We start from the raw sequence: 20,158 nt of genomic DNA on the forward strand, positions 1-20,158 counted from the left end.
GACGCCCCGGGACGGTTGTCCACAGGCGGTCCGGGCTGTCGGTGGTCCGGGCCACAATGGGGAGCGCACGGAGAAGAAAGGCGGTGGGTGCCATGCCCGTTTGGGACGACCTGGTGGGCCAGGAGCGTGTGCAGACGCAGCTGGCGGCCGCCGCCCGTGACGCGGACGCCCTGGTCACGGCCGCGGAGCACGGGGAGCAGGCACCCGCCGCGTCCAAGATGACGCACGCCTGGCTGTTCACCGGCCCGCCCGGCTCCGGGCGGGCCACCGCCGCCCGGGCCTTCGCCGCCGCCCTGCAGTGCACCAGCCCGGACCGCAAGCTCGGCGCCGACCCGGGCTGCGGGTTCTGCGACGGCTGCCACACCACGCTGGTCGGCACCCACGCGGATGTGGAGGTCGTGCGTACGGACCTGCTCTCGATCGGTGTGAAGGAGACCCGCGACCTGGTCCGCCGCGCCCAGCTGTCCCCGGCCGTCGGGCGCTGGCAGGTCATCGTCCTGGAGGACGCCGACCGGCTCACCGAGGGCGCGGGCAACGTGCTGCTGAAGGCCGTGGAGGAGCCCGCCCCCCGCACGGTGTGGCTGCTGTGCGCACCGTCCCTGGAGGACGTGCTGCCCACGATCCGCTCCCGCTGCCGCCACCTGACGCTGCGCACACCGCCGGTGAGTGCCGTCGCCGACGTCCTGGTCCGGCGGGACGGCATCGAGCCGGCCCTCGCCGCGGCCGCCGCCCGCGCCACCCAGGGGCACATCGGCCGGGCCCGCCGGCTGGCGACGGACGAGGCGGCCCGTTCCCGCCGGGCCGCCGTGCTGAAGCTGCCGCTGCGCGTGGACGATGTGGGCGCGTGCCTGAAGGCCGCGCAGGAGCTGGTCGACGCCGCTGCCGAGGACGCCAAGCAGGTCGCCGAGGAGATCGACACCAAGGAGACCGAGGAGCTGCGCGCCGCGCTCGGCGCCTCCGCCGGCACGGGCGGCCGGATGCCGCGCGGCACGGCGGGCGTGATGAAGGAGCTGGAGGACAGGCAGAAGCGCCGCCGCACCCGCACCCAGCGCGACAGCCTCGACCTCGCCCTGACCGACCTGACCGGCTTCTACCGGGACGTGCTGGCCCTCCAGCTCGGCTCGGCGGTGGCCATCGCCAACGAGGAGATACGCCCCGACCTCGACCGGGTCGCCCGCGCCGGCGGTCCCGAGCGCACCCTGCGGCGCATCGAGGCGATCATCGCCTGCCGCGAGGCCCTCGACCGCAACGTGGCCCCGCTCCTCGCGGTCGAGGCGATGACCATGGCCCTGCGCCGCGGCTGAGTGGACACCGCACCAGGGTTGACGGGTCACTCGTACGAGGGGGGACCGGCCCCCGCCGGTACGGGGGCGGCGCCACCCGGCTCCGGTGGCGGGCGATCGACTCGCGTCCCGCGCAGGAAGGCATAGGCTGCGAGGATGGACACCAGCCGCCTGCTGCGTACGACCGGAACCGTGATCGCCGCCGCCGGGCTGCTGTTGTCCGGGTGCGCACAGGGCACGTCGGGTTCCAAGGCCGCCGCGTCCCCCGCCGGCCGTGACGGCGCGGCCGGCGTCGCACCGCCCGCCGTCCCGGAGGCGCTGCGCCCGTACTACGTGCAGAAGCTGGCGTGGCGCGACTGCGGTGTTCCCGGCTTCCAGTGCGCCACGATGAAGGCGCCGCTGGACTACGCCAAGCCCGGCGCCGGCCAGGACATCGACCTCGCCGTCGCGCGCCGGGCGGCGACCGGCCCCGGCAAGCGGCTCGGCTCGCTCGTGGTCAACCCCGGCGGACCCGGCGGTTCCGGGGTCGGCTATCTGCAGGCGTACGCGGGCATCGGCTACCCGGCCCCCGTCCGCGCCCGGTACGACATGGTGTCCATCGACCCGCGCGGCGTGGCCCGCAGCACCCCCGTCGAGTGCCTGACAGGGCCGGCCATGGACGCGTACACGCAGGTGGACCAGACCCCGGACGACGCGGGGGAGAAGTCCGAGCTGGTGGCGGCGTTCAAGAAGTTCGCGGCGGCCTGCGAGGAGCGCTCGCGGCGGGTCCTGCCGCACGTCTCCACGGCGGACGCGGCCCGTGACCTGGACCTGCTGCGGTCGGTGCTCGGCGACGAGAAACTGACGTACGTCGGCGCCTCGTACGGCACGCTCCTCGGAGCGACGTACGCGAACCTGTTCCCCGGCCGGGTCGGCCGGCTGGTGCTGGACGGTGCGATGGACCCCTCCCGCCCCGCGCTGGAGCTGAACCGGGACCAGACGGAGGGCTTCGAGACGGCGTTCCGGTCATTCGCCAAGGACTGCGCCAAGCAGCCCGACTGCCCGCTGGGCCGGGGCACCCCGGAGCAGCAGGCCGCCCGTCTGAAGGACTTCTTCCGCAAGCTCGACGCCCAGCCCGTCCCCAGCGGCGATCCGGCCCGCCCGCTGGGCGAGTCGCTGGCCACCACCGGGGCGATCGCGGCGCTGTACGACGAGAGCGCCTGGCCGCAGCTGCGCGAGGCGATCCGGCAGGCGATGGACGGCGACGGGGCCGGGCTGCTGGGGCTGGCGGACAGCTACTACGAGCGTGAGGCGGACGGCAAGTACGCCAATCTGATGTACGCGAACGCGGCCGTGAACTGTCTCGACCAGCCCCCGGCCTTCTCCGGCCCGGAGGCCGTCGAGGCGGCCCTGCCCTCCTTCGAGAAGGCCTCCCCGGTCTTCGGCGCGGGCCTCGCCTGGGCCTCCCTGAACTGCGCGTACTGGCCCGTCAAGGCCACCGGCTCGGCGAAGGAGCTGACCGCGAAGGGGGCCGCGCCGATCGTGGTCGTGGGCACCACCCGCGACCCGGCGACCCCGTACAAGTGGGCCCAGGCCCTGGCCGGCCAACTCGACTCCGGGGTCCTGCTGACGTACGACGGCGACGGCCACACGGCGTACGGCCGTGGCAGCGACTGCATCGACACGGCGATCAACCGCTACCTGCTGGACGGCACACCCCCGAAGGACGGCAAGAAGTGCTGACGGGCACAAGGCGGCGGCCCCCGCTGCGCGGCGCCGCACCCACCCCCGCGCAGCCTGGTCCGAGGCACCCGGATTAACCCTGTAGACTTAGCGCCGCTGCTGATGAGAGCCTTCCCCGGAAGATCCCTCTGCAGTGGCACGCCGCCTTAGCTCAGTTGGCCAGAGCAACGCACTCGTAATGCGTAGGTCTCGGGTTCGAATCCCGAAGGCGGCTCAGAGAAAGGCCAGGTCAGACATCATCTGACCTGGCCTTTTCTGTTGCTCGGGGCATGGCAGGGCATGCGGCGGGGGTGCCGCAGGTTTGCGTGCGTGAGCGATGCGTGAGCGGAGGGGCCGTCAGCCCTTCTTGGCGGCCTTCTTGGCCTTGCCCTTCTTCTTCCCCTTGGCCTTCGCCTTCGCGGCCCGCTTGGCCTCCTTGGCGGCCTTGCGGACCTGTTCTTCCTGCTCCGCCTTGCGCTGGAGGGGGATCAGCTTGGCGGTGGCCTCGGCGGCGCTCTTGCCGACGTGGGGGAGCACGCTCTGGTAGATGTCGCGCGTGATCCGGGTGTCGCTGTGCCCGAGCGTGTCCGACACGATCTTGATGTCGATGTCGGCCGCCAGCATGAGCGTGGCAGCGCCGTGCCGGAGGTCGTGCAGCCGGATCGGCGGCAGGCCGGAGGCCGCGACGAGCCGCTCGAAGAGGTCCGTCACCTTGCCTGGGTGGAGCCAGGAGCCGTCCTCCTGGGTGAAGACGAGCCCGGTGTTCACCCAGGCCGACCCCCACTCCAAGCGGTCGGCCTCCTGCTGCTTGCGGTGCCGCTCCAGGACGCCGACGGTGTCGTCGTCGAGTGCCACGACGCGGAACCCGCTGTCCGTCTTCGGCTCGGACTCCTCGACCTCCCAGCCGTCCTGCACCAGCTGCGCCGTCACGGTGAGGGAGTGCCGGTCGAGGTTGGTCTCCGACCACGGCTGCCCGCACGCCTCTCCACGCCGCAGCCCGCGGAACGCGATCAGGTGCCACATCGCGTACAGCCGGTCACCGGCGACGAAGTCGAGGAAGGCACCGGTCTGTTCCGGCGTCCAGACCATCACGGGGGAGGGCTTCTCGCCGGTCTGTTCCCACTTGGCGACCCGCTCGTCTGTCCACACCAGCGCCTTCGGCTTGCGCACCGGGTCGATCTCGACGTGGGCTGCCGGGTTGAACGTGATGATCTGCTGCCCGATCGCGTCGTTCAGGGACGCGCGGAGCGTGGCCTTCACATGCTGGCGCGTGGCAGGGCCGGTCACCCGTCGGAAGGCCGGCATCGCGTCGATTGCCGCCTTCAGCGCCTTCCGGCGAGCACGGTTCTCGGCCCCCTTCCACGGGATGGTCGCCAACTCCTGCACGGCTGCCCGCCGCTGGGCGTTCTGCTCCAGGACCTCGGCGTTGCCGTCGGCGATGGCCGTGAACATCTCACTCAGGTGGCTCACGCGCAGCCGGTCGAGGCGCCGGTGGCCGATGTGAGGCTTCAGGTGCACGCGGATGTCGGTCTCGTACCGGCTGATGCCCGACTTCCGGATACGCTTGCCCGCCAGCCACCGGTCCAGCCACTCGGCCACGGTCAGGCTCCCGACGAGGTCCTGGCCGGCCTTGAGACGCCGCCGGGTCTCCTCCACGTCGGGCAGGGGCAGCTTCTCGCCGCTGACCTCCGCCAGCATCTCGGCGACGAGCTGGACGCCTTCGGGGTCGTCGGCCTTGGCGAGCCCGAGGAGAGCGCGTACATGGTCGAGGTCGGCCTGTGCCGCCTTGACGTTGGTGTACCCGCCACGGGCGAACGAACGCCGGCTGCCGTCCTCGCGGGGTGGCAGCTCCTGGCGTATGGAGTAGGTGCAGTGGTTCCTGCTGTTGCGCTTGGGGCAGGAAGTGCCGAGTTCCTTACCGGTCTTGGGGTCGCGGCAGGAGCAGCGACGGTAGGTGGAGCCCTTCAAACGGTCTTCCTTTCGTAGCCTTCGTCAGGGTCGACGTCGGTGAGCGTGGTCGGAAGGTCGGGCAAGAACCCGCCCTTCGTATAGATCTTCCTGCGCACATTGCGGAGCTGGTACTTGGCGCGTGCCGCCTGTTCAGCGAAGTCGGCCTGGGCACGCAGGGCTTGAGCGCGTTCGGTGTCATCGGCAGCCTTCGCGGCGACCTCTCGCTGACGGGCCTCACCCTTGAGCGCGGTCAAGGCTTCGGCCAGGGCCGCGCGGTGGGCGAGGTGGTCGTGAAGCATCGAGTGGTTGCTCGGGCCGGCGGTGAATGTCTGGTCCAGGTCGGCGAACCAGCACATGGCTTCTCCGGGATCCACCAGGGAGGTGAGCGGGAGTTTCTGGACCTCTTCCACGTACCCGACGGGGTAGATCAGGTGGATCGGATGCGTGTTCAGGGCCTTGGCCAGCACCATCACCTCGACCAACGGCAGCACCACCCGCCGCCCGGACTCCATGTTGGCGATGACGTTGCGGGGGATCGGATACCCGATCTCCTCGCACCGGTCGGCCAGCTTCTGCGCGGTCCACTTCATCTCCTTCCTCCGCCGCCGGACTTCACGGGCCACGTCGGCCATGACCCGGTCGGCCCATTCGGGAACGTCGTCCTCATCTCCATCATCGAAACGAGTTTGTGTCATGGAGACACATTAGTTTTTTCACACTAGGTATTCGAGGCCAGGAGACGGACGCGAGGATGTGTTCGCCATGGGCTGTTAAGAGAGGAGCGCCGCGTGCGCGATATCGGGAACGTAGGCCAGGCGAAGGGGATGAGCCGCGAGGAGGTGCTGGCCCTGCCGGCGGCCATTGATCTGGACACCAGCAACCGGGCGCTGGGTCTGGGGCGGAGCAAGGGCTATGAGCTGGCCAAGCGGGGCGAGTACCCGTGCAGGGTCCTGCGGCTGGGCAAGGCGTACCGCGTGGTGACCGCGGACCTGGTGAACCTGCTGGGACTGGCCGCTTGAGGGCGAGAAAATCTAGCAGACCATTCTGCGCGGAGCTGACACAGAAACGCTGGACTGTGCCAGGGGTCGAACGTACTGTTCGTCGTCGCCCGGCTCCTCCAAGGGCTCACGGAAAACGAGTGAGCCCCCGACGCGCCAACGTCGGAGGCCCCGGCAACATCCCCACCCGCGATCACACGGTCAACCCGAGTGGCCAGCACGCACGCGGCCACACGAGAAGGAGCTGCCCCTTGAAACCTACGACATCCACGCCCCCTGGCGCACCCGCCAAGACGATTTGGCCTCCGGTCGCGATCCCCGGCCAGCCCGGTGCCCAACTGCACGACGCACAGGACGAGAACCTCGACTCGGCCGTGGAAGGCCCCGCTGAGGCGGACGTGCCCCCGGCCGTGCCGTCGATCCCGGCGTCGGAGGGGGAGGCGATCCTGGACGAGCTGCGCGCCACGATCCGCCGGTACGTAGTGATGCCCAGCGAGGAGGCCCTGACCGCCGCCACGCTATGGGCGGCGGCCACCCACCTCCAGACGGTGTGGCAGCACGCCCCGCGCCTGGCGGTGGTCGGACCGGCGAGGCGGTGCGGGAAGTCGCGGCTGCTGGAGGTGCTGATCGAGGCGGTCCACGACCCGCTGATCACGGTCAACGCCTCCGCGGCAGCGATCTTCCGCTCGATCAGCGAGGGCAACCCGCCCACGCTGCTGGTGGACGAGGTCGACACGATCTTCGGGTCGGCGAAGGTCGCGGAGAAGAACGAGGAGATGCGCGGCCTGCTCAACGCGGGTCACCAGCGCAACCGACCCACCCTGCGCGTCTCGGGCCCGAACCACGACGTGCAGAAATTCTCCACCTTCGCCATGGCCGCCCTGGCCGGCATCGGTGACCTGCCCGACACGATCATGGACCGGTCCGTGGTCATCCGCATGCGCCGCCGCGCCCGCGGCGAGAAGGTCGCCTCCTGGCGCTACGGCCGCGACGACCTGGCGGTCAGGGCACTGCGCGAGTGGCTGGCGGCCTGGCTGGCCGGCGTCCGCGACGAGGCCATCGCGCTGGAGCCCAAGCTCCCGGTCGACGACCGCGCCGCCGACACGTGGGAGCCGTTGATCAGCGTCGCCGACCTCGCGGGCGGACGCTGGCCGGTGATCGCCCGTACGGCGTGCAAGACCATGACGGACTACGAGTCCGGACGGGACCAGGACGGCGGACTGAAGGTCCGCATCCTGACCGACATTCGGAAAGCCTTCGCGAGTGTGGGCAATCCGCCCGCGCTGCGGACCACCCACCTCCTGGACCTCCTCAACGCCGACCCAGAGGCGCCGTGGTCCGAGCACAGCCCCAAGGGGCTCACCCCGCGCGGCCTGCAGATCCTGCTCGACGACTACGGCATCGGCTCGGGCAACCGCCGCTTCCCCGACGGCAACCAGGCCAAGGGTTTCACCCCTGCGCAGTTCACCGACGCCTGGACCCGGTACTGCCCGCCGGAGAATCCCGTCGCGGAGGCCCCGCCCACCACCGGCGCCTGACCCTCCACGTCTCGTCCCACTCGTCCCCGCGCAGGTCAGCTCGGGGACGGGTGGGGGAGGCGCAACGAGTCGACTCGACATCACCGGCCTGCTGACCTGGTGAAACCTGCCGTCGAAGGCGTGCAACCGCCCGCAAAGCGGCCCCCAAGACGCGCGAGTCGGCACCCGTACCAACTCGTACTCCACTCGTCTCACCGACCGCCCGGCACGCGGTATCGGACGGGCGCAACGAGTCGACTCGACATCAGCCGAGCACTCGTACCTGCCCTGACCAGCGACAGGACGAGTGGGACGAGTCCCCAACCCTCCACAGCCACCCAGTCCGGTGGCCACACCTCAGCCCTTGGAGTGCACCCGCTTGACCACACCCACCCCCACGCACAAAACCACCCGGGCCGAGCGGTACGTCCTGGCCGCCGCCGGATTCGTGATCGTCGCTCTGACCGCCGCAGGCTTCTGGCTCTCGTACGCCCACCTGGCCGAGGTCGCCGGACGCCACGGCCTGGGCGACGCCCCAGAACGCCAGTGGGCCTGGCCCGCCACCCTCGACGCGTTCATTGTCTCCGGCGAGCTCCTGATGCTCCGCGCCAGCCTGCGCCGGGTGACCGACTGGTGGGCAATCGCCCTGACCGCCACAGGCTCCCTCGGTTCCATCGCCCTGAACGTGGCCGGCGTCTACGGCACACGCGGCACCACCCAGGTCCCGCTCCTGGACTACGTGATCGCCGCCATCCCCCCAGCCGCCGCCCTCATGGCCTTCGGTGCCCTGATGCGGCAGATCCACCAGCACGTCGCCGAACCCGCAGCCCCACGTCCCCCGGACGACCGTCATTCCCCTGAGACGATCGCTGCCCAGCTGCCGTACGACGCTGGGCAAGCCTTCGGACGTCAGCCTGCACCCACGGGCGAGGAGCCGGAGGATTTCGGTGGCAACGGCGTTGAGCCCGCCGCTGAGTCGCACCCGGAAGACGGTCCCCGCAAGGTCGCCCTGCCCGCCGTCCCCTCCCGGAAGGTTGGCCGACCGACAACCGGTGACGTGGAGGACTTCCTCCCGATTGTCGAGAAGCTGGACGGGAAGCCGACGCTGAAGCAGATGCGGGAGGCCATCGAGGGCGCGGGCCACTCGATCAGCAACGAGCGCCTGGGGAAGGTGAAGAAGGCGCTCGTGGATCTCCGCAGGCAGCAGGCTCTCACCGGAGCCGCGCCCGGACACTGACCGATATTCACCGCAGGTCAACGCCGGTAAGACCGGACGGGGGACCGTGGCTGCCTGGCGGCCACGGTCCCCGGCGATCACCGCGGAGCCTCCGTACCCTCACCACCGCCCCGGTCCCCAGACCGCGATTCGTACTCCACGGTCCCCTGCACCGGGCCAGCCACCCGCCGTATTCCGGGGACCGCCGGACTTCCGGTCATCTCCTCGCTGACCGCACGTCGCAACTTGTGCCAATGCCGCTGGCGCCCGCCTGTCGACATCGACTGTCCCCGCATTTGCCAGCCGCCCCCACACCGGAGAACCGCCCTGTGTCGCTTGACCCGAACGACCCCGACCCCACGCCCTCGCCGGTCGCGAAACAGCCGTGGCAGACCGACCGTTGGCGGCGCGCGTTCGGGATGACGGCCCCTGGCGGAGCCAGTAGTACCCCGAGTCCGACTCAAGGCCGGCCTTCGGGGCTCTCCGCCCCGGGGGTGGCGGAGACGGCCCAGCGCCAGGGGGCGCCGGACCGGAGGTTCGGGACCGAGGGCGGCCCCGACCAGGACAAGCTCCACGCCATCCAGCACGAGATCCTCCGTGCCGAACGCAGCGCCCAGCCCGCCGCCGGCGAGCCGACGGTGCAGAGCGTCCAGCCCACGATCCGCCGCTTCACCGGCAACAAGCGCACCGACCGCGTCGGCCCGCTGCGCTTCACACGCACCGAGCGCGCCCGCCTGATCGAGGCCGCCGCCGAGCACAACTACAAGGGTGAATCCGGCCTCGCCGCCGACATCGTCCTGGCCTTCATCGACGGCCGGTTCACCGCCAACCTCCCTCTGTCCGAGGACCGACGCCGAACCCACGTCTTCCGCGCCCAGGTCCTCCGCCAGTGCAACCGCATCGGCGTCAACATCAACCAGATCGCCCGCGCCCTGAACAGCGACCTCACCCCGCCCGACATACGCCAGCGCCTCGACGAACTCCACGACCTGCTCACGGTGATCGCCGAGGCCCTGCGCGAGCCCGTCGACCCGAGGGAGGGCTGACGATCGTGATCGCCGCCATCAAGCCCTCCGGCGCCAACACCCGCGGACTGCTCGCCTACCTCTACGGCCCCGGCCGCCACGACGAGCACACCGATCCGCACATCGTGGCCGGCTTTGCCATGCTCGCCATGCCCGATCCCGGCCGAGACGAGAACGCCACCCTCACCCAGCTCGCCCGCTACCTCGACGAACCCGTCCGGCTCCGCAACAGCGAGTTCGGCAAGAAGATCACCGACCACGTCTGGCACTGCCCGGTCCGTGCAGCCCCCGAAGACCGCTACCTCTCCGACGCCGAGTGGGGCGAGATCGCCCAGTGCATCGTCGCCGCGGCCGGCATCGCCCCCGAAGGGGACGACCTGGCCTGCCGTTGGATCGCCGTACGCCACGCCGACGACCACATCCACATCCTCGCCACCACCGTCCGCGAGGACGGCCGCCGCCCCAAGCTCCACGACAGCGGCATCCGCGTCGGCGACGCCTGCCGCCAGATCGAGAAGGACTACGGCCTGCGCCGCCTGAAGAAGGGCGACCGCACCGGCACCCGCGCGCCCACCCAGGCCGAGATGCACAAGGCCCAGCGCCTCGGCTGGGAGCAGACCAGCCGCGAATGGCTCCAGGACCGCATCCGCGCCGCCATCCCCCACGCCCGAACCGCCGAGGAACTCCTCGCCTACCTCGAAGCCGACGGCATCGTGATCAAGGCCAGGCGCGGCCCCTCCGGAGACCTCCTCGGCTACGCCGCAGGCCGCCCCGGCGACCTCAACAAGGACGGCGAACAGATCTTCCACCCCGGCGGGAAGATCGCCCCCGACCTCACCCTCCCCAAGCTGCAGGCCCGCCTCGAAGCCGGCCAACCCGAGGAACACCCCACCGCCCGCCGCAACCGCCCGACCACCGCCTGGCACCAGGCCACCGAAGCCCTCGACAGCTTCCGCACCGACCTCGCCGACGACACCCACGCCCAGGCGCACATCACCGCCCTCGGCGAACTCCTCGAAGCCACCGCCCAGAAAGCGCCCACCCACCTCCGTACCGAACTCCAGGCCGCATCCCAGGCGTTCGCACGCGCCCAGCGCTCCCAGATCCGGGCAGAAGACCGCGCCGCCCACGCCATCCGCCACGCGGCCCGCGACATCGTCCACACCGCCACCGGCCCCGACGGCAGCGCCCTCGCCGCCCTCATCGCCGCCCTCCTGTGGGCCGGGATCATCGCCAACCGCTGGCACGCGGCCAAGGGCCACGCCCACCAAGCCGACGCCGCCCGCCAAGCCCTCCACCACCTACAGGAAGCCGCCGACCAGGCCCTCACCCCCACGCTCCTCGTACTCGAACAGCGTCAACCGAAGCAGGAGACCCGTCGCACGCTCGCCCACGACGTACGCGCCGCTGTTCCCGACCACGCAGACCGCATCCTCACCGACTCCAACTGGCCCGCCCTCGCCGCCCTCCTGGCCGACGCGGAGGCCCGAGGCCACCAACCCCACCAGCTGCTCAAGGAGGCCGCAGCCCAGCGCGAACTGGCCACAGCCCGCCAGCCCGCCCGTGTTCTGATCACCCGCCTCCAGCACACCAGCCGCAACCCAAGCCCCAACCCCCGGGCTGAAGCCGCGCGCCTCCGCACCACGGCGTCGGTGACCGGCCAGCAGGCCACCGCCACACTGCCGCCAGCAGCACCCGGAGGCCGACCCAACCGCCCGCGACGCTGACCCCTGGAATCTCGCCATTGGCACCCGCCCAGCACCCCAGCAGGACACGTTCTCCCCCGCAGCACATCACAGCTGTGCTCAGGTGGGCCGGCCGCCACCGTGGCCGCTCTCCGGGCCCGAGGCCCACAGGCGGATCCGGACGCGATCGCCGGGAGAGGGCCGACATGTATAGCCGACGATCCCCGGTTAGCCAAACCGGGGATTCCCCAGACCATTTACATACACGGGCCCGCGCCCAACTCCACCCAGACGCACAGCACCCGCACGGTGCTGTCGGCACACCCACACCACAAGGAGCACCACCCTGAAGTTCCACCCCACCGCTGCCATGTTCCCGCCGCTCACCAACGAGGAGCTCCACGAGCTGACCGAGTCGATCAGGACCCACGGCCTGCGCCACCCGATCGTCCTCGGCCCCGATGGAACCCTCCTCGACGGCCGCCATCGACTCGCCGTCTGCAAGACCCTCGGAGTCGAACCTCTGTTCACCACCTACGAAGGAGATGACCCCGACGGATACGCCCTGACCGTCAACATCCGCCAGCGCAACCTGACCACGGGGCAGGCGGCGATGATCGCTACCAAGCTCCAAGCCGGCACCGAGACGAACGAACACCTCTCCCCCGGGGAGGGGATGCGTTCCCTCAGCGAGAGGACCGGTGTCTCCATTGGCCGACTGGAGTTGGCCGACATGGTCATGCGACACGAGCCCGAGCTCGTCGAGCCAGTCATCACGCGTGCTGTCAGTTTGGACAAGGCCCACGAGATCGCACTCACCAACAAGGTCCGTGCACAAGTCAGCCAGCAGCACCTCGCCCGGCTGCGCACCGAGGCCCCTGACCTCGGCGACCGCGTCATCGCGGGTGAACTCACCGCGTTTCAGGCCTGGAACAAGCACCAGGGTCGCATCAAGGAAGACGCACGGCAGCGCAGGGTCGCGACCTATCTCCTGTGCGATGTCGTAACGTCTCTGGCGCAGACGCGCGGCTCCAGGACCTTTGCGAGGTATGACCCCCAGTACGAGGCACCGCGCCGCGCCGTCACCCGCGAGACCATCGCCCACGCGATGACCGCGCTCACAGAAATGGACGCTGTATGGCGGGAGCGCAACCTCCCCTGAGCCCTACCCGTGAGACCCGGCAACGCAAGATCATTCGGAAGGTGAGCCAAGTTCGCCCCCCATCTCACCGGGTCCTTCGACATGGATGGCCAGCACCTCCGGAGTCACGTCCTCAGCCCGTGGCTCCGTAGCCCGACTTGATCACATGACGCCCTCTGGGGGCCGGCGCCGAAACGCACTGGCCCCCAGAGGCATTGCGCTTACCGGCGCAGCCGCCCCTTGATGGGGCGATCAAGCAGCGGCCATGAAACTCGGAGCTCGCCGAACAGAGCCCGGTACACGCTATGCCTCCGGTGTTCCGTCCGCCGAGATGCGGCGGAAGCCGAGGTACGGGACGAGGAATTCGGGAAGGAGGAGCGAGCCGTCCTGCTGCTGGCACTGCTCGAGGAGCGCGGCCAGGGTGCGGCCGATGGGCAGGCCGGAGCCGTTGAGGGTGGCGACGAGCTTGGGCTTGCCGTCCTCGCCGCGGGTGCGGATGTTCGCGCGGCGGGCCTGGAAGGTGCCGAAGTTCGAGATCGAGGAGATCTCGCGGTACGTGTTCTGGCTCGGGATCCAGACCTCGATGTCGTACGTGAGCTGGGCGGAGAAGCCCGTGTCGCCTGCCGCCAGCTTGACGACGCGGTACGCGAGGCCGAGCTCTTTCAGGCACGCCTCGGCGTGGCCGACCATCGTCTCCAGCGTGGCGTCCGCGTCCGCCGGGTCGACCATCTGGACGATCTCGACCTTGGCGAACTGGTGCTGGCGGATCAGGCCCCGGGTGTCACGTCCGTACGACCCAGCCTCGGAGCGGAAGCACGGAGTGTGCGCGGTCAGAGCCAGCGGCAGCTCGGCCGGCGGGATGATCTCGTCGGCGTAGAGGTTGGTCAGCGGTACCTCGGCCGTCGGGATGAGGAACAGCTCGCGGTCGGCCACGCCCGTCTTGAACAGGTCCTCCTCGAACTTCGGCAGCTGTCCGGTGCCGGTCATCGTCTTGCGGCTGACCAGGTACGGGACCGAGTGCTCGACGTACCCGTGGCGCCGGGTGTGGATGTCGAGGAAGAGCGTCGCCAAGGCGCGCTCCAGGGCAGCGCCCGCCCCACGGGAGACGACGAACCGGGGGCCCGACAGCTTCGTCGCCCGGGCGAAGTCGAGGATGCCCGTGCTCTCGCCCAGGTCGACGTGGTCCTTCGGCTCGAAGGAGAAGGCCGGCGGGGTGCCGACGCGCCGGACCTCGACCGCGAACTCTTCGGAGTCGCCGTCGGGGGCCGCGTCGTCGGGCAGGTTCGGGATGGTCAGGAGCAGCTCGCGCAGCTCCTCCTGCACCCGCTCCTGCTCGGCGTCGATGTCCCGGATCTGGTCCTTCAGTTCGCGGGCGCGCTCCTTCAGCTTGGAGATGTCGCCGCCCTGCTTGGCCGTCTGCTGGACCTCGCTCGCCACCCGCTTGGACTCCGCCCGCAGCTCGTCGGCCGAGCGGATCCTCTGGTTGCGCCGGGACTGGAGGTCTTCCAGCCGGGACAGGTCCAGGGAGTATCCGCGACGAGCGAGCCGACGAACAGCTTCGGCACCCATTTCGATCAGGGCGCGGGCGTCATGCATGAGGGGGATCCTTTTTATCCAGCGAGTGGGATGGGGATTCCAGAGCGACGGTAGCAACAGCGACCCCTCGCTGATCCGGAATATCGCCGTGTGATCTCTACGGCGCAGCGCTACCGGGCCACGTACTGTCCAGATCCCGCCAGCCTCGACAAGGGCCGGGATGGTGCCCGCCTGGTGCTTCGTGACAGGGTCGACCCCATGCGGATTTTGGTGATGGGCGGCACCTGGTTCCTCGGCCGCGCGATTGTTGACGAAGCTCTGCGACGGGGCTGGGAGGTGACAACCTTCAACCGCGGCCGTTCCGGTGCGGTAGAGGGCGCCGACACGGTCCGCGGTGACCGGACTGACCCCGACGACGTGAAGCGGCTGGCCAGCCAAGGGCCGTGGGATGTCGTCATCGACACCTCCAGCAGCGAGTTCTCGCCTCGTGATGTACTCCTCGCCACCGAGGCCCTGCGCCCGGTTGCCGCCCGGTGGGTGCACGTCTCCACGGTGTCCGTCTACCAGGGCTGGCCTCACCACCCGCTCACTGAGGATTCGCCGCTGCTGGAGTGCCCCCCGGACGCCGACGAGTCGTTCGGTCACACTGGCCCCGACGGCAGTCCGACGAAGTACGGATTCCAGAAGGCCGGCGGAGAGGCCGCGGTGCGGACCGCGTTCGGGGACGACTCGGTGTTCGTACGGCCGGGGGTGATCCTGGGCCCCGGCGAGTACGTCGGCCGCCTCCCGTGGTGGCTCACCAGGGCCCATCGTGGGGGCCCGATCGTTGTCCCGGCGCCGGGCGAGCAGCGCATCCAGCCCGTCGACGTGCGCGATGTCGCCGTCTTCGCCGTCGATCAAGCCGCGGCCGGCACCCCCGGGCGTGCCTTCAACATCGCCCACCCCGAGGGCATCAGCTGGGCGGACTTCATCAGCGCATGCCTCGCGATCACGGGCGGCGTCGGCCGTCCGGTGTGGACCGACGCTGCGACCCTCACGGCGCACGACGTCAAGCAGTGGACGGAGCTTCCGCTGTGGCGTACCCATGCCGGCGTGTGGTCCGTCGACGCCTCCCGTGCCGTAGCATCCGGGCTCCGGTGCCGTCCGCTCGCGGACACCATCGCCGACACCTGGGCGTGGATGCGGGCGGACGGTCGTCCGGTCGAGCACCCGCGGTGGTCCGAACACGGTGTGGACCCGGACAAGGAGGCCCGGATCCTCGCTGATCTCGGCCACATGTAGGAAGGGGGTGGAGCGGGTCAGGAATCGATGGCGAGCAGCCCTCGCCCGGTACCCAACTGCCTGGGTGCTGAGCGGCGGCCGAACTCCTCGATCCGCTCGCCCAGCGTGATCGCCGTGCCCGCCCCCCTGAACGCGGGGGCGGTCAGTGCCCGCCTCAAGGTCCCGGTGCGCTCCAGGAGTCCCGCCACGCGTTGGTCCTCGGGAATCGCCCAGACCGTCTCCAGCGTCACGGTTGCCGCGTCCAGGTCGCCCCGCAGGAGCTGCGCGGCGGCGAGGTCAGCCGCGGCTTTCCCTCGCACCGACACAGACTGTCGGGCCGGCGGCCGGGACGAGACAAGAGCCAATGCCTGCTGCGCGGTGGCCTCGGCACCTGCCCCGTCGCCGACGAGCAGAGCCGTCGTGCCGTTGGACATCAACAGTCGCTCCTCGTTGAACGCGAACTCGCCGCCCACGCCGTCGTGCAGCTCGTCGCGCTCCCCGCGATCCTGGCGGGTCGATGCGACGAGCGCCCGGGTCGCCCGCTCGTGGTCTCCGAGGTGTCCATGGGCGCGAGCCTCGATGGACAGCAGCCGACGACGAGCCGTATCCCCCAACCCGGCGTAGGCCAGCGCCGTCCGGGCCTGCCGTACCGCCTCCGACGGCCGCCCCGTGAAGTAGTCGCAGATCGCCAAGGACCCGGTCGCGTACGCGCGCAGCGGATCGAACCGAGCCATCTCCCCGTACAGGGCTGCCGAACGGGCAAGGCGAGCCGAGTCGTCCAGGGAGCCGAGGTCGAATGCGGCGGTCGACAGCAGCGCGCACGCCTGCCCCGCCACGATCAGCAGGTCCTGCTGTTGGGCGGGCACCTGTGTCAGCCCCCGCTGGTGTTCCGCCTCCGTGCGGAGCACTCTGGCACGGCGGAAGATGTCGAACGCGCTCACCGCGCCATAGGAGCGGGCGAGGGCAAGGGCATCGTCACGAAGCTGGTCGATGGTGGTGTCGGATACGCACTGCGCGGCGGCAGCACCCGCCTCATCTGCGGCGTCACGTGCGGTCATGGCAATGTCACTTTCGAGGTCGTACACAGCGGGAGCCCCCGACGTCGTCGGGGACGGAGCAGGTGGGGGACCGAAGAGCGCTACGGTCTCCACCTCGAACAGGCGCTCAAGCACCCGGCACGTGTCCGGTCCCGGCAGGGTTTTGATCCGGCCCGATGTCCACCGTCGGAACTGCGCCTCCGATACCGACAGGCCCGGTAAGCCGGCCTGCGAAGCCGCTCGCGCGAAGGCGGCAGCGAAGTCGCGGTACCGCCAGCGTCGTTGCTGGACTAATACCCGCAAAAGCGTGGCCGGATCGTGCATCGGTCGCTCCCTCACAGTCAGGAGACGGGCCACATCGCCCCGTCCCTCTCCGTTGAGTACCGGCCAACAGGCTTGATCTGCAACGGAATCCGCACACATGACATGTCGATGCCACCTCCATGACACCCCACACACCCAAGTGGGCACCAGATGACGTCTGCCGCGTCATGGCCGTGACACCCGCACCGGAGCGACGCTTACGCCACCCCCAAAGAGCCCCAGCGAAGGGAACGGACCGTGAGCAGCGCCCAGCTTCCCCGCCGAACCCCCGGCGCGACCGACCTGCAGTACGAGGCGGCCGTAGCCCCGTACGCGGAGACGGACGCGGCCCCGTCATTGGAGAGGCGCCGCTTGCCGCGGGCGGCGGAGGCATTCCGGACCGAGCACGGTGATCCCGCCACCTGGAGCTCCGCCCAGTACGACGCCTTCCTTGGCCTCGGGGGTGCCCAGTGACCACGACCACCGACGCGAACCTCTGGGTGGCGGACGACCCTGGTCACCAGCTCCTCGGTCGGGAGGTCGCACAGCCGTCCAGCGGACGGCGCGGAACCGTCGGCAGCGTCCTGATCTACACCTCGAAGATCACCGGCAGGGTGGTCAAGAAGGTGGCGCACATGCGCCCGATGGACGACTCGGGCCGTGAATGGACGGCGGATCCCGGCTCACTCCAACCCCTGCTCCCGCTGGCTTCCAATGTGGCGGCGGACCCTCGGTGACCACCGTCCAGTCAGTGCGGGGCAACGGCACCCGGAGCTGAACAGACTTCCCGCTCGTGTTGCCAGTCACCAGTCGGCCACGCGCGGGGAACGGCGCCCCGTGGGCGCCGTGCACCAAACCGCTCGGGGGCGCTGTATGGCATCCCGAGTGGCGGCCAGCAGAGCGGATCAGAGCTGCCCAAGCGGGCAGTCACCCTTCCATCAAGGAGATCGGCATGCCGAAACCCAGGAAAGAGAAGCAGAACCACCTGATCTACGCGGACGTCGTGGACTCCAAGTCCAAGGCGGGCGTGTGGATGGGCGAGCGTGCGTCCTTCCGCGAGAAGCAGGGCCGCATCCTCGAGGCGCTCAAGGAGCGAACCGACTGGGTCGAGCTCAACGATGCGATCATGGTCATCAGCACCGAGCCCGCCGGCCTCACGGTCATCGTGCCGAACCCGACGCTCCCCGGCGTCATCGTCCTCTCCGACGGCGGCAGCCCCGCGGCATCGGCCCGGCTCCAGGCCGATGCCGAGGAGCAGGTCCGCGCCGTCATGGGCGAGCTGGGCATCGCCGAAGAGGAAACGGCGGCCTGACCCAGTGACCGCTCCCCTGCTGCTGTGGGGGAAGTACTTCCAGTACGACCGGGCCGGTGAGGCTGTCCTCCTCGACCCGGTCACGCTGGACAGTGTGCTTCTCGACTCCGGCGAGGTCGCTGACCTCGCCGGAGTCTCCCCGACCGCGACCCATGAAGCCCTCGCTGGGCTCGGCTTCACCCAGGACGGCCCCGCCGCCGACCGCCGTGAAGCACTCCACAACCGCCTCCAGGCCCTCGGATTCGACCCGACACCGCAACGGATCAGCGGGCTGCGGGTGGTCCTCACCGACCGCTGCAACATGGCCTGTACGTACTGCTTCGTCGACACCAACACCGGCAAGCCGGACATGACCGAGGAGGAGCTCGCCACCGGCCTGGAGTTCCTGTTCGAGCAGAACGCCGGCCAGGAGGAGGTGTCCATCCAGTGGTTCGGCGGCGAGCCGACCATCCGCTTCGACCTCATGAAGTACGGCGACGAACTCGCTGACACCCTCGCCACCCGCTACGGCGTCGCACGCGTCCGCCGCACCGTCGTCACCAACGGCGCCCGGCTCACGGACGAGGCCCTCGACCACTTCGTGCAGCGCGAGTACGGAGTCGGGATCTCCATCGACGGCCCGCCTGGGATCAACTCCGCCAACCGGCTCCTCCTGGGCGGCCAGCCCGCCGACGACCGGATCCGCCGCAACGTCGGCCGCCTGATCGCGGCCAAGGGCCTGCACGTCGGCTGCAACCTCACCCCCACGGCATCGAACATCGGGCGCCTGGCCGAGACCGTGCGGTGGATCATCGACGACCTCGGCCTGAAGTTCATCTACGTCAACACCCCCATCCCCACGGGGGGTGAGTGGCGAGTCAACGGCGCCGAGCTGGCCCGCGAGCTGTACGAGGCCCGCCTGACCGCGCTCGGCAGGGGCGGGATGCTCTTCTCCGTCCTCGACCGCGCGTTCCAGGCCCTCGACACCCGACGGCCGATGCTGTTCGACCACATGCAGGGCGACCGCAGCCTGAACGCCGCCCTGCTGCCGGGCAACCGGGTCAGCGTCTGCGACATCAACTTCACCGAGCCCTCGTTCCTCCACACCATCGACGAGCTCCGCCAGAACCCCGGCCTGCTGGCCGCCGCGGCGAAGAAGGTCGCCCCGATCCCCGCATGCGGCGACTGCCCGGCTCTGGCCATCTGCGGCGGACCGTCCCGCAACGAGCAGGCCCTCATCGGCGGCGACACCCCGGACCCGCAGATGTGCGCCTTCTACACAAGCACCGTGTCCATCGCGGTCTGGGACAACACGGGGGTCCAATGAGCACGCCCGCCCGTACCGCGCTGGTCTCCACGGCTGGCCACTGCAAGGTCGCGTGCGGCTTCTGCTTCCGCGCCGACCGCGCCCACGGCTTCCTCACCGTCGAGACCTACACCCGGGCCCTGTCGCGGCTGAGGGAGACCGGGGTGGAGGGCGTGTGCCTGACCGGAGGCGAGCCGACCCACCACCCGGAGCTCCGGCAGCTCGTCCGCCTGGCCCACCAGTTCGGGATGTCCGTGTCCATGGTGACCTCGGCCCGCACCGAGGCCGAGGTCACCTCCCTCACGGAGGTCGAGCACCTTCTGACCAACGTCACCGTCTCCGCCGATTCCGAGGGCGCGATGGCCCTCGGCCGTACGACGCGGACCGTGGCCTCCGCCGTGGCAACACTGCTGGCCGTGGACGTTCCGGCGAAGGTTCTCCACTTGACCTACTTGGACGTGGCGGAGGAGGAGGCCGCGCAGATCGCCGGCCTCGTCGCCGGGACAGGCGTTCAGGTCCAGCTCAGCCCCGTACTCCTGAACGAGCAGGGCTTAGTCAGGGCCGGCGGATCGCTCCAGGACTCTGTGAAGCTCAGAGAGGCTGACACGGCGACCCTTGCCGGCCGCTTCCGCCTGTCCAACGCGTACCGGTCCTACCTTGATGATCTGCGTCGGATGCAGCTGTCCGACTACGAGGGCCATCACTGCCGGTCAGCGACCCTCTACATGTCGGCCGAGGGCGAGATACGGCGTTGCCCCTACGGCGCGGACGGGGTCAGCGTCCAGGCCCCGCGTGCCGAGATCAGGGGCTTCCTCGAAGCGCCGGCGAAGGACCAGGTCGGACCCGACTGCGCCGCCATCTGCCGCCCCGCGTCGCACGCCGGCGCGGTGGCCTGAGCCCAAGGAGCCA

Annotated in this window: 17 protein-coding genes and 1 tRNA gene; 14 read left to right on the plus strand and 4 right to left on the minus strand. The window is 70.2% G+C overall.

Translation table 11 applies throughout. The features are described from left to right. Positions 1-92: 92 nt before the first annotated feature. From ACIPXB_RS06970 to ACIPXB_RS06980, 3 genes are all read left to right on the plus strand, one after another. Positions 93-1,304, plus strand: coding sequence for a DNA polymerase III subunit delta' (locus tag ACIPXB_RS06970; protein ID WP_401445481.1), 1,212 nt, complete (start codon positions 93-95; stop codon positions 1,302-1,304). Positions 1,305-1,439: 135 nt separating this feature from the next. Next, complete coding sequence (locus tag ACIPXB_RS06975) at positions 1,440-3,005, plus strand: alpha/beta hydrolase (protein WP_401445483.1); 1,566 nt, start codon at positions 1,440-1,442, stop codon at positions 3,003-3,005. A 140-nt stretch (positions 3,006-3,145) separates the two neighbouring features. Continuing rightward, a tRNA-Thr gene (locus tag ACIPXB_RS06980) sits at positions 3,146-3,219 on the plus strand. A 122-nt stretch (positions 3,220-3,341) separates the two neighbouring features. Here the strand turns inward: ACIPXB_RS06980 and ACIPXB_RS06985 are convergent. Both ACIPXB_RS06985 and ACIPXB_RS06990 read right to left on the minus strand, forming a co-directional pair. Next, positions 3,342-4,952, minus strand: coding sequence for a tyrosine-type recombinase/integrase (locus ACIPXB_RS06985; RefSeq protein WP_401445485.1), 1,611 nt, complete (start codon positions 4,950-4,952; stop codon positions 3,342-3,344). After that, the gene (locus tag ACIPXB_RS06990) at positions 4,949-5,629 is read right to left on the minus strand and encodes a helix-turn-helix domain-containing protein (RefSeq protein ID WP_401445488.1); all 681 of its coding nucleotides are present in this window, start codon (positions 5,627-5,629) and stop codon (positions 4,949-4,951) included. The genes ACIPXB_RS06985 and ACIPXB_RS06990 overlap by 4 nt, the downstream gene beginning before the upstream one ends. Positions 5,630-5,758: 129 nt before the next feature. On the opposite strand from ACIPXB_RS06990, the gene ACIPXB_RS06995 reads away from it, so the two are divergent. From ACIPXB_RS06995 to ACIPXB_RS07020, 6 genes are all read left to right on the plus strand, one after another. After that, positions 5,759-5,953 (plus strand): hypothetical protein, encoded by a 195-nt coding sequence (locus ACIPXB_RS06995; RefSeq protein ID WP_360631750.1) that lies wholly within the window; start codon positions 5,759-5,761, stop codon positions 5,951-5,953. Between the two features lie 230 nt (positions 5,954-6,183). Next, the gene (locus tag ACIPXB_RS07000) at positions 6,184-7,470 is read left to right on the plus strand and encodes a DUF3631 domain-containing protein (RefSeq protein WP_401445491.1); all 1,287 of its coding nucleotides are present in this window, start codon (positions 6,184-6,186) and stop codon (positions 7,468-7,470) included. Between the two features lie 358 nt (positions 7,471-7,828). Beyond that, complete coding sequence (locus tag ACIPXB_RS07005; protein ID WP_401445493.1) at positions 7,829-8,686, plus strand: DUF2637 domain-containing protein; 858 nt, start codon at positions 7,829-7,831, stop codon at positions 8,684-8,686. A 473-nt stretch (positions 8,687-9,159) separates the two neighbouring features. Then, positions 9,160-9,711: a plasmid mobilization relaxosome protein MobC gene (gene mobC, locus ACIPXB_RS07010; protein ID WP_401445495.1), complete on the plus strand. Its 552-nt coding sequence runs from the start codon at positions 9,160-9,162 to the stop codon at positions 9,709-9,711. Positions 9,712-9,716: 5 nt separating this feature from the next. Then, the gene (locus ACIPXB_RS07015) at positions 9,717-11,417 is read left to right on the plus strand and encodes a relaxase/mobilization nuclease domain-containing protein (protein ID WP_401445498.1); all 1,701 of its coding nucleotides are present in this window, start codon (positions 9,717-9,719) and stop codon (positions 11,415-11,417) included. A gap of 328 nt (positions 11,418-11,745) precedes the next feature. Further along, positions 11,746-12,537 carry a ParB N-terminal domain-containing protein gene (locus ACIPXB_RS07020; RefSeq protein WP_401445501.1) on the plus strand — a complete coding sequence of 264 codons (792 nt, stop codon included), beginning with the start codon at positions 11,746-11,748 and terminating at the stop codon, positions 12,535-12,537. A gap of 282 nt (positions 12,538-12,819) precedes the next feature. On the opposite strand, the gene serS is transcribed toward ACIPXB_RS07020, so the two are convergent. Further along, positions 12,820-14,112, minus strand: coding sequence for a serine--tRNA ligase (gene serS / locus ACIPXB_RS07025; protein WP_401445503.1), 1,293 nt, complete (start codon positions 14,110-14,112; stop codon positions 12,820-12,822). Between the two features lie 198 nt (positions 14,113-14,310). On the opposite strand from serS, the gene ACIPXB_RS07030 reads away from it, so the two are divergent. Then, positions 14,311-15,333, plus strand: a complete 1,023-nt coding sequence (locus ACIPXB_RS07030) for an NAD-dependent epimerase/dehydratase family protein (RefSeq protein ID WP_401445506.1) — start codon at positions 14,311-14,313, stop codon at positions 15,331-15,333. Between the two features lie 17 nt (positions 15,334-15,350). Here ACIPXB_RS07030 and ACIPXB_RS07035 read toward each other — a convergent pair whose 3' ends face one another. Continuing rightward, positions 15,351-16,673, minus strand: coding sequence for a DNA-binding protein (locus ACIPXB_RS07035; RefSeq protein WP_401445508.1), 1,323 nt, complete (start codon positions 16,671-16,673; stop codon positions 15,351-15,353). Positions 16,674-17,122: 449 nt separating this feature from the next. On the opposite strand from ACIPXB_RS07035, the gene ACIPXB_RS07040 reads away from it, so the two are divergent. The 4 genes from ACIPXB_RS07040 (at position 17,123) to ACIPXB_RS07055 (ending at position 20,145) form a co-directional block, all read left to right on the plus strand. After that, positions 17,123-17,389 (plus strand): hypothetical protein, encoded by a 267-nt coding sequence (locus ACIPXB_RS07040; RefSeq protein ID WP_401445510.1) that lies wholly within the window; start codon positions 17,123-17,125, stop codon positions 17,387-17,389. Positions 17,390-17,604: 215 nt separating this feature from the next. Beyond that, complete coding sequence (locus tag ACIPXB_RS07045; protein WP_385430850.1) at positions 17,605-17,964, plus strand: hypothetical protein; 360 nt, start codon at positions 17,605-17,607, stop codon at positions 17,962-17,964. A 4-nt stretch (positions 17,965-17,968) separates the two neighbouring features. Next, the gene (locus tag ACIPXB_RS07050; protein ID WP_401445512.1) at positions 17,969-19,270 is read left to right on the plus strand and encodes a radical SAM protein; all 1,302 of its coding nucleotides are present in this window, start codon (positions 17,969-17,971) and stop codon (positions 19,268-19,270) included. Next, a complete protein-coding gene (locus ACIPXB_RS07055) occupies positions 19,267-20,145 on the plus strand; it encodes a radical SAM protein (protein ID WP_401445515.1) in 879 nt (292 codons plus the stop codon). The genes ACIPXB_RS07050 and ACIPXB_RS07055 overlap by 4 nt, the downstream gene beginning before the upstream one ends. Positions 20,146-20,158: the final 13 nt, after the last annotated feature.

The sequence above is a fragment of the Streptomyces sp. NPDC090022 genome (assembly GCF_044748145.1).
In the GTDB taxonomy this organism is placed as follows: Bacteria; Actinomycetota; Actinomycetes; order Streptomycetales; family Streptomycetaceae; genus Streptomyces.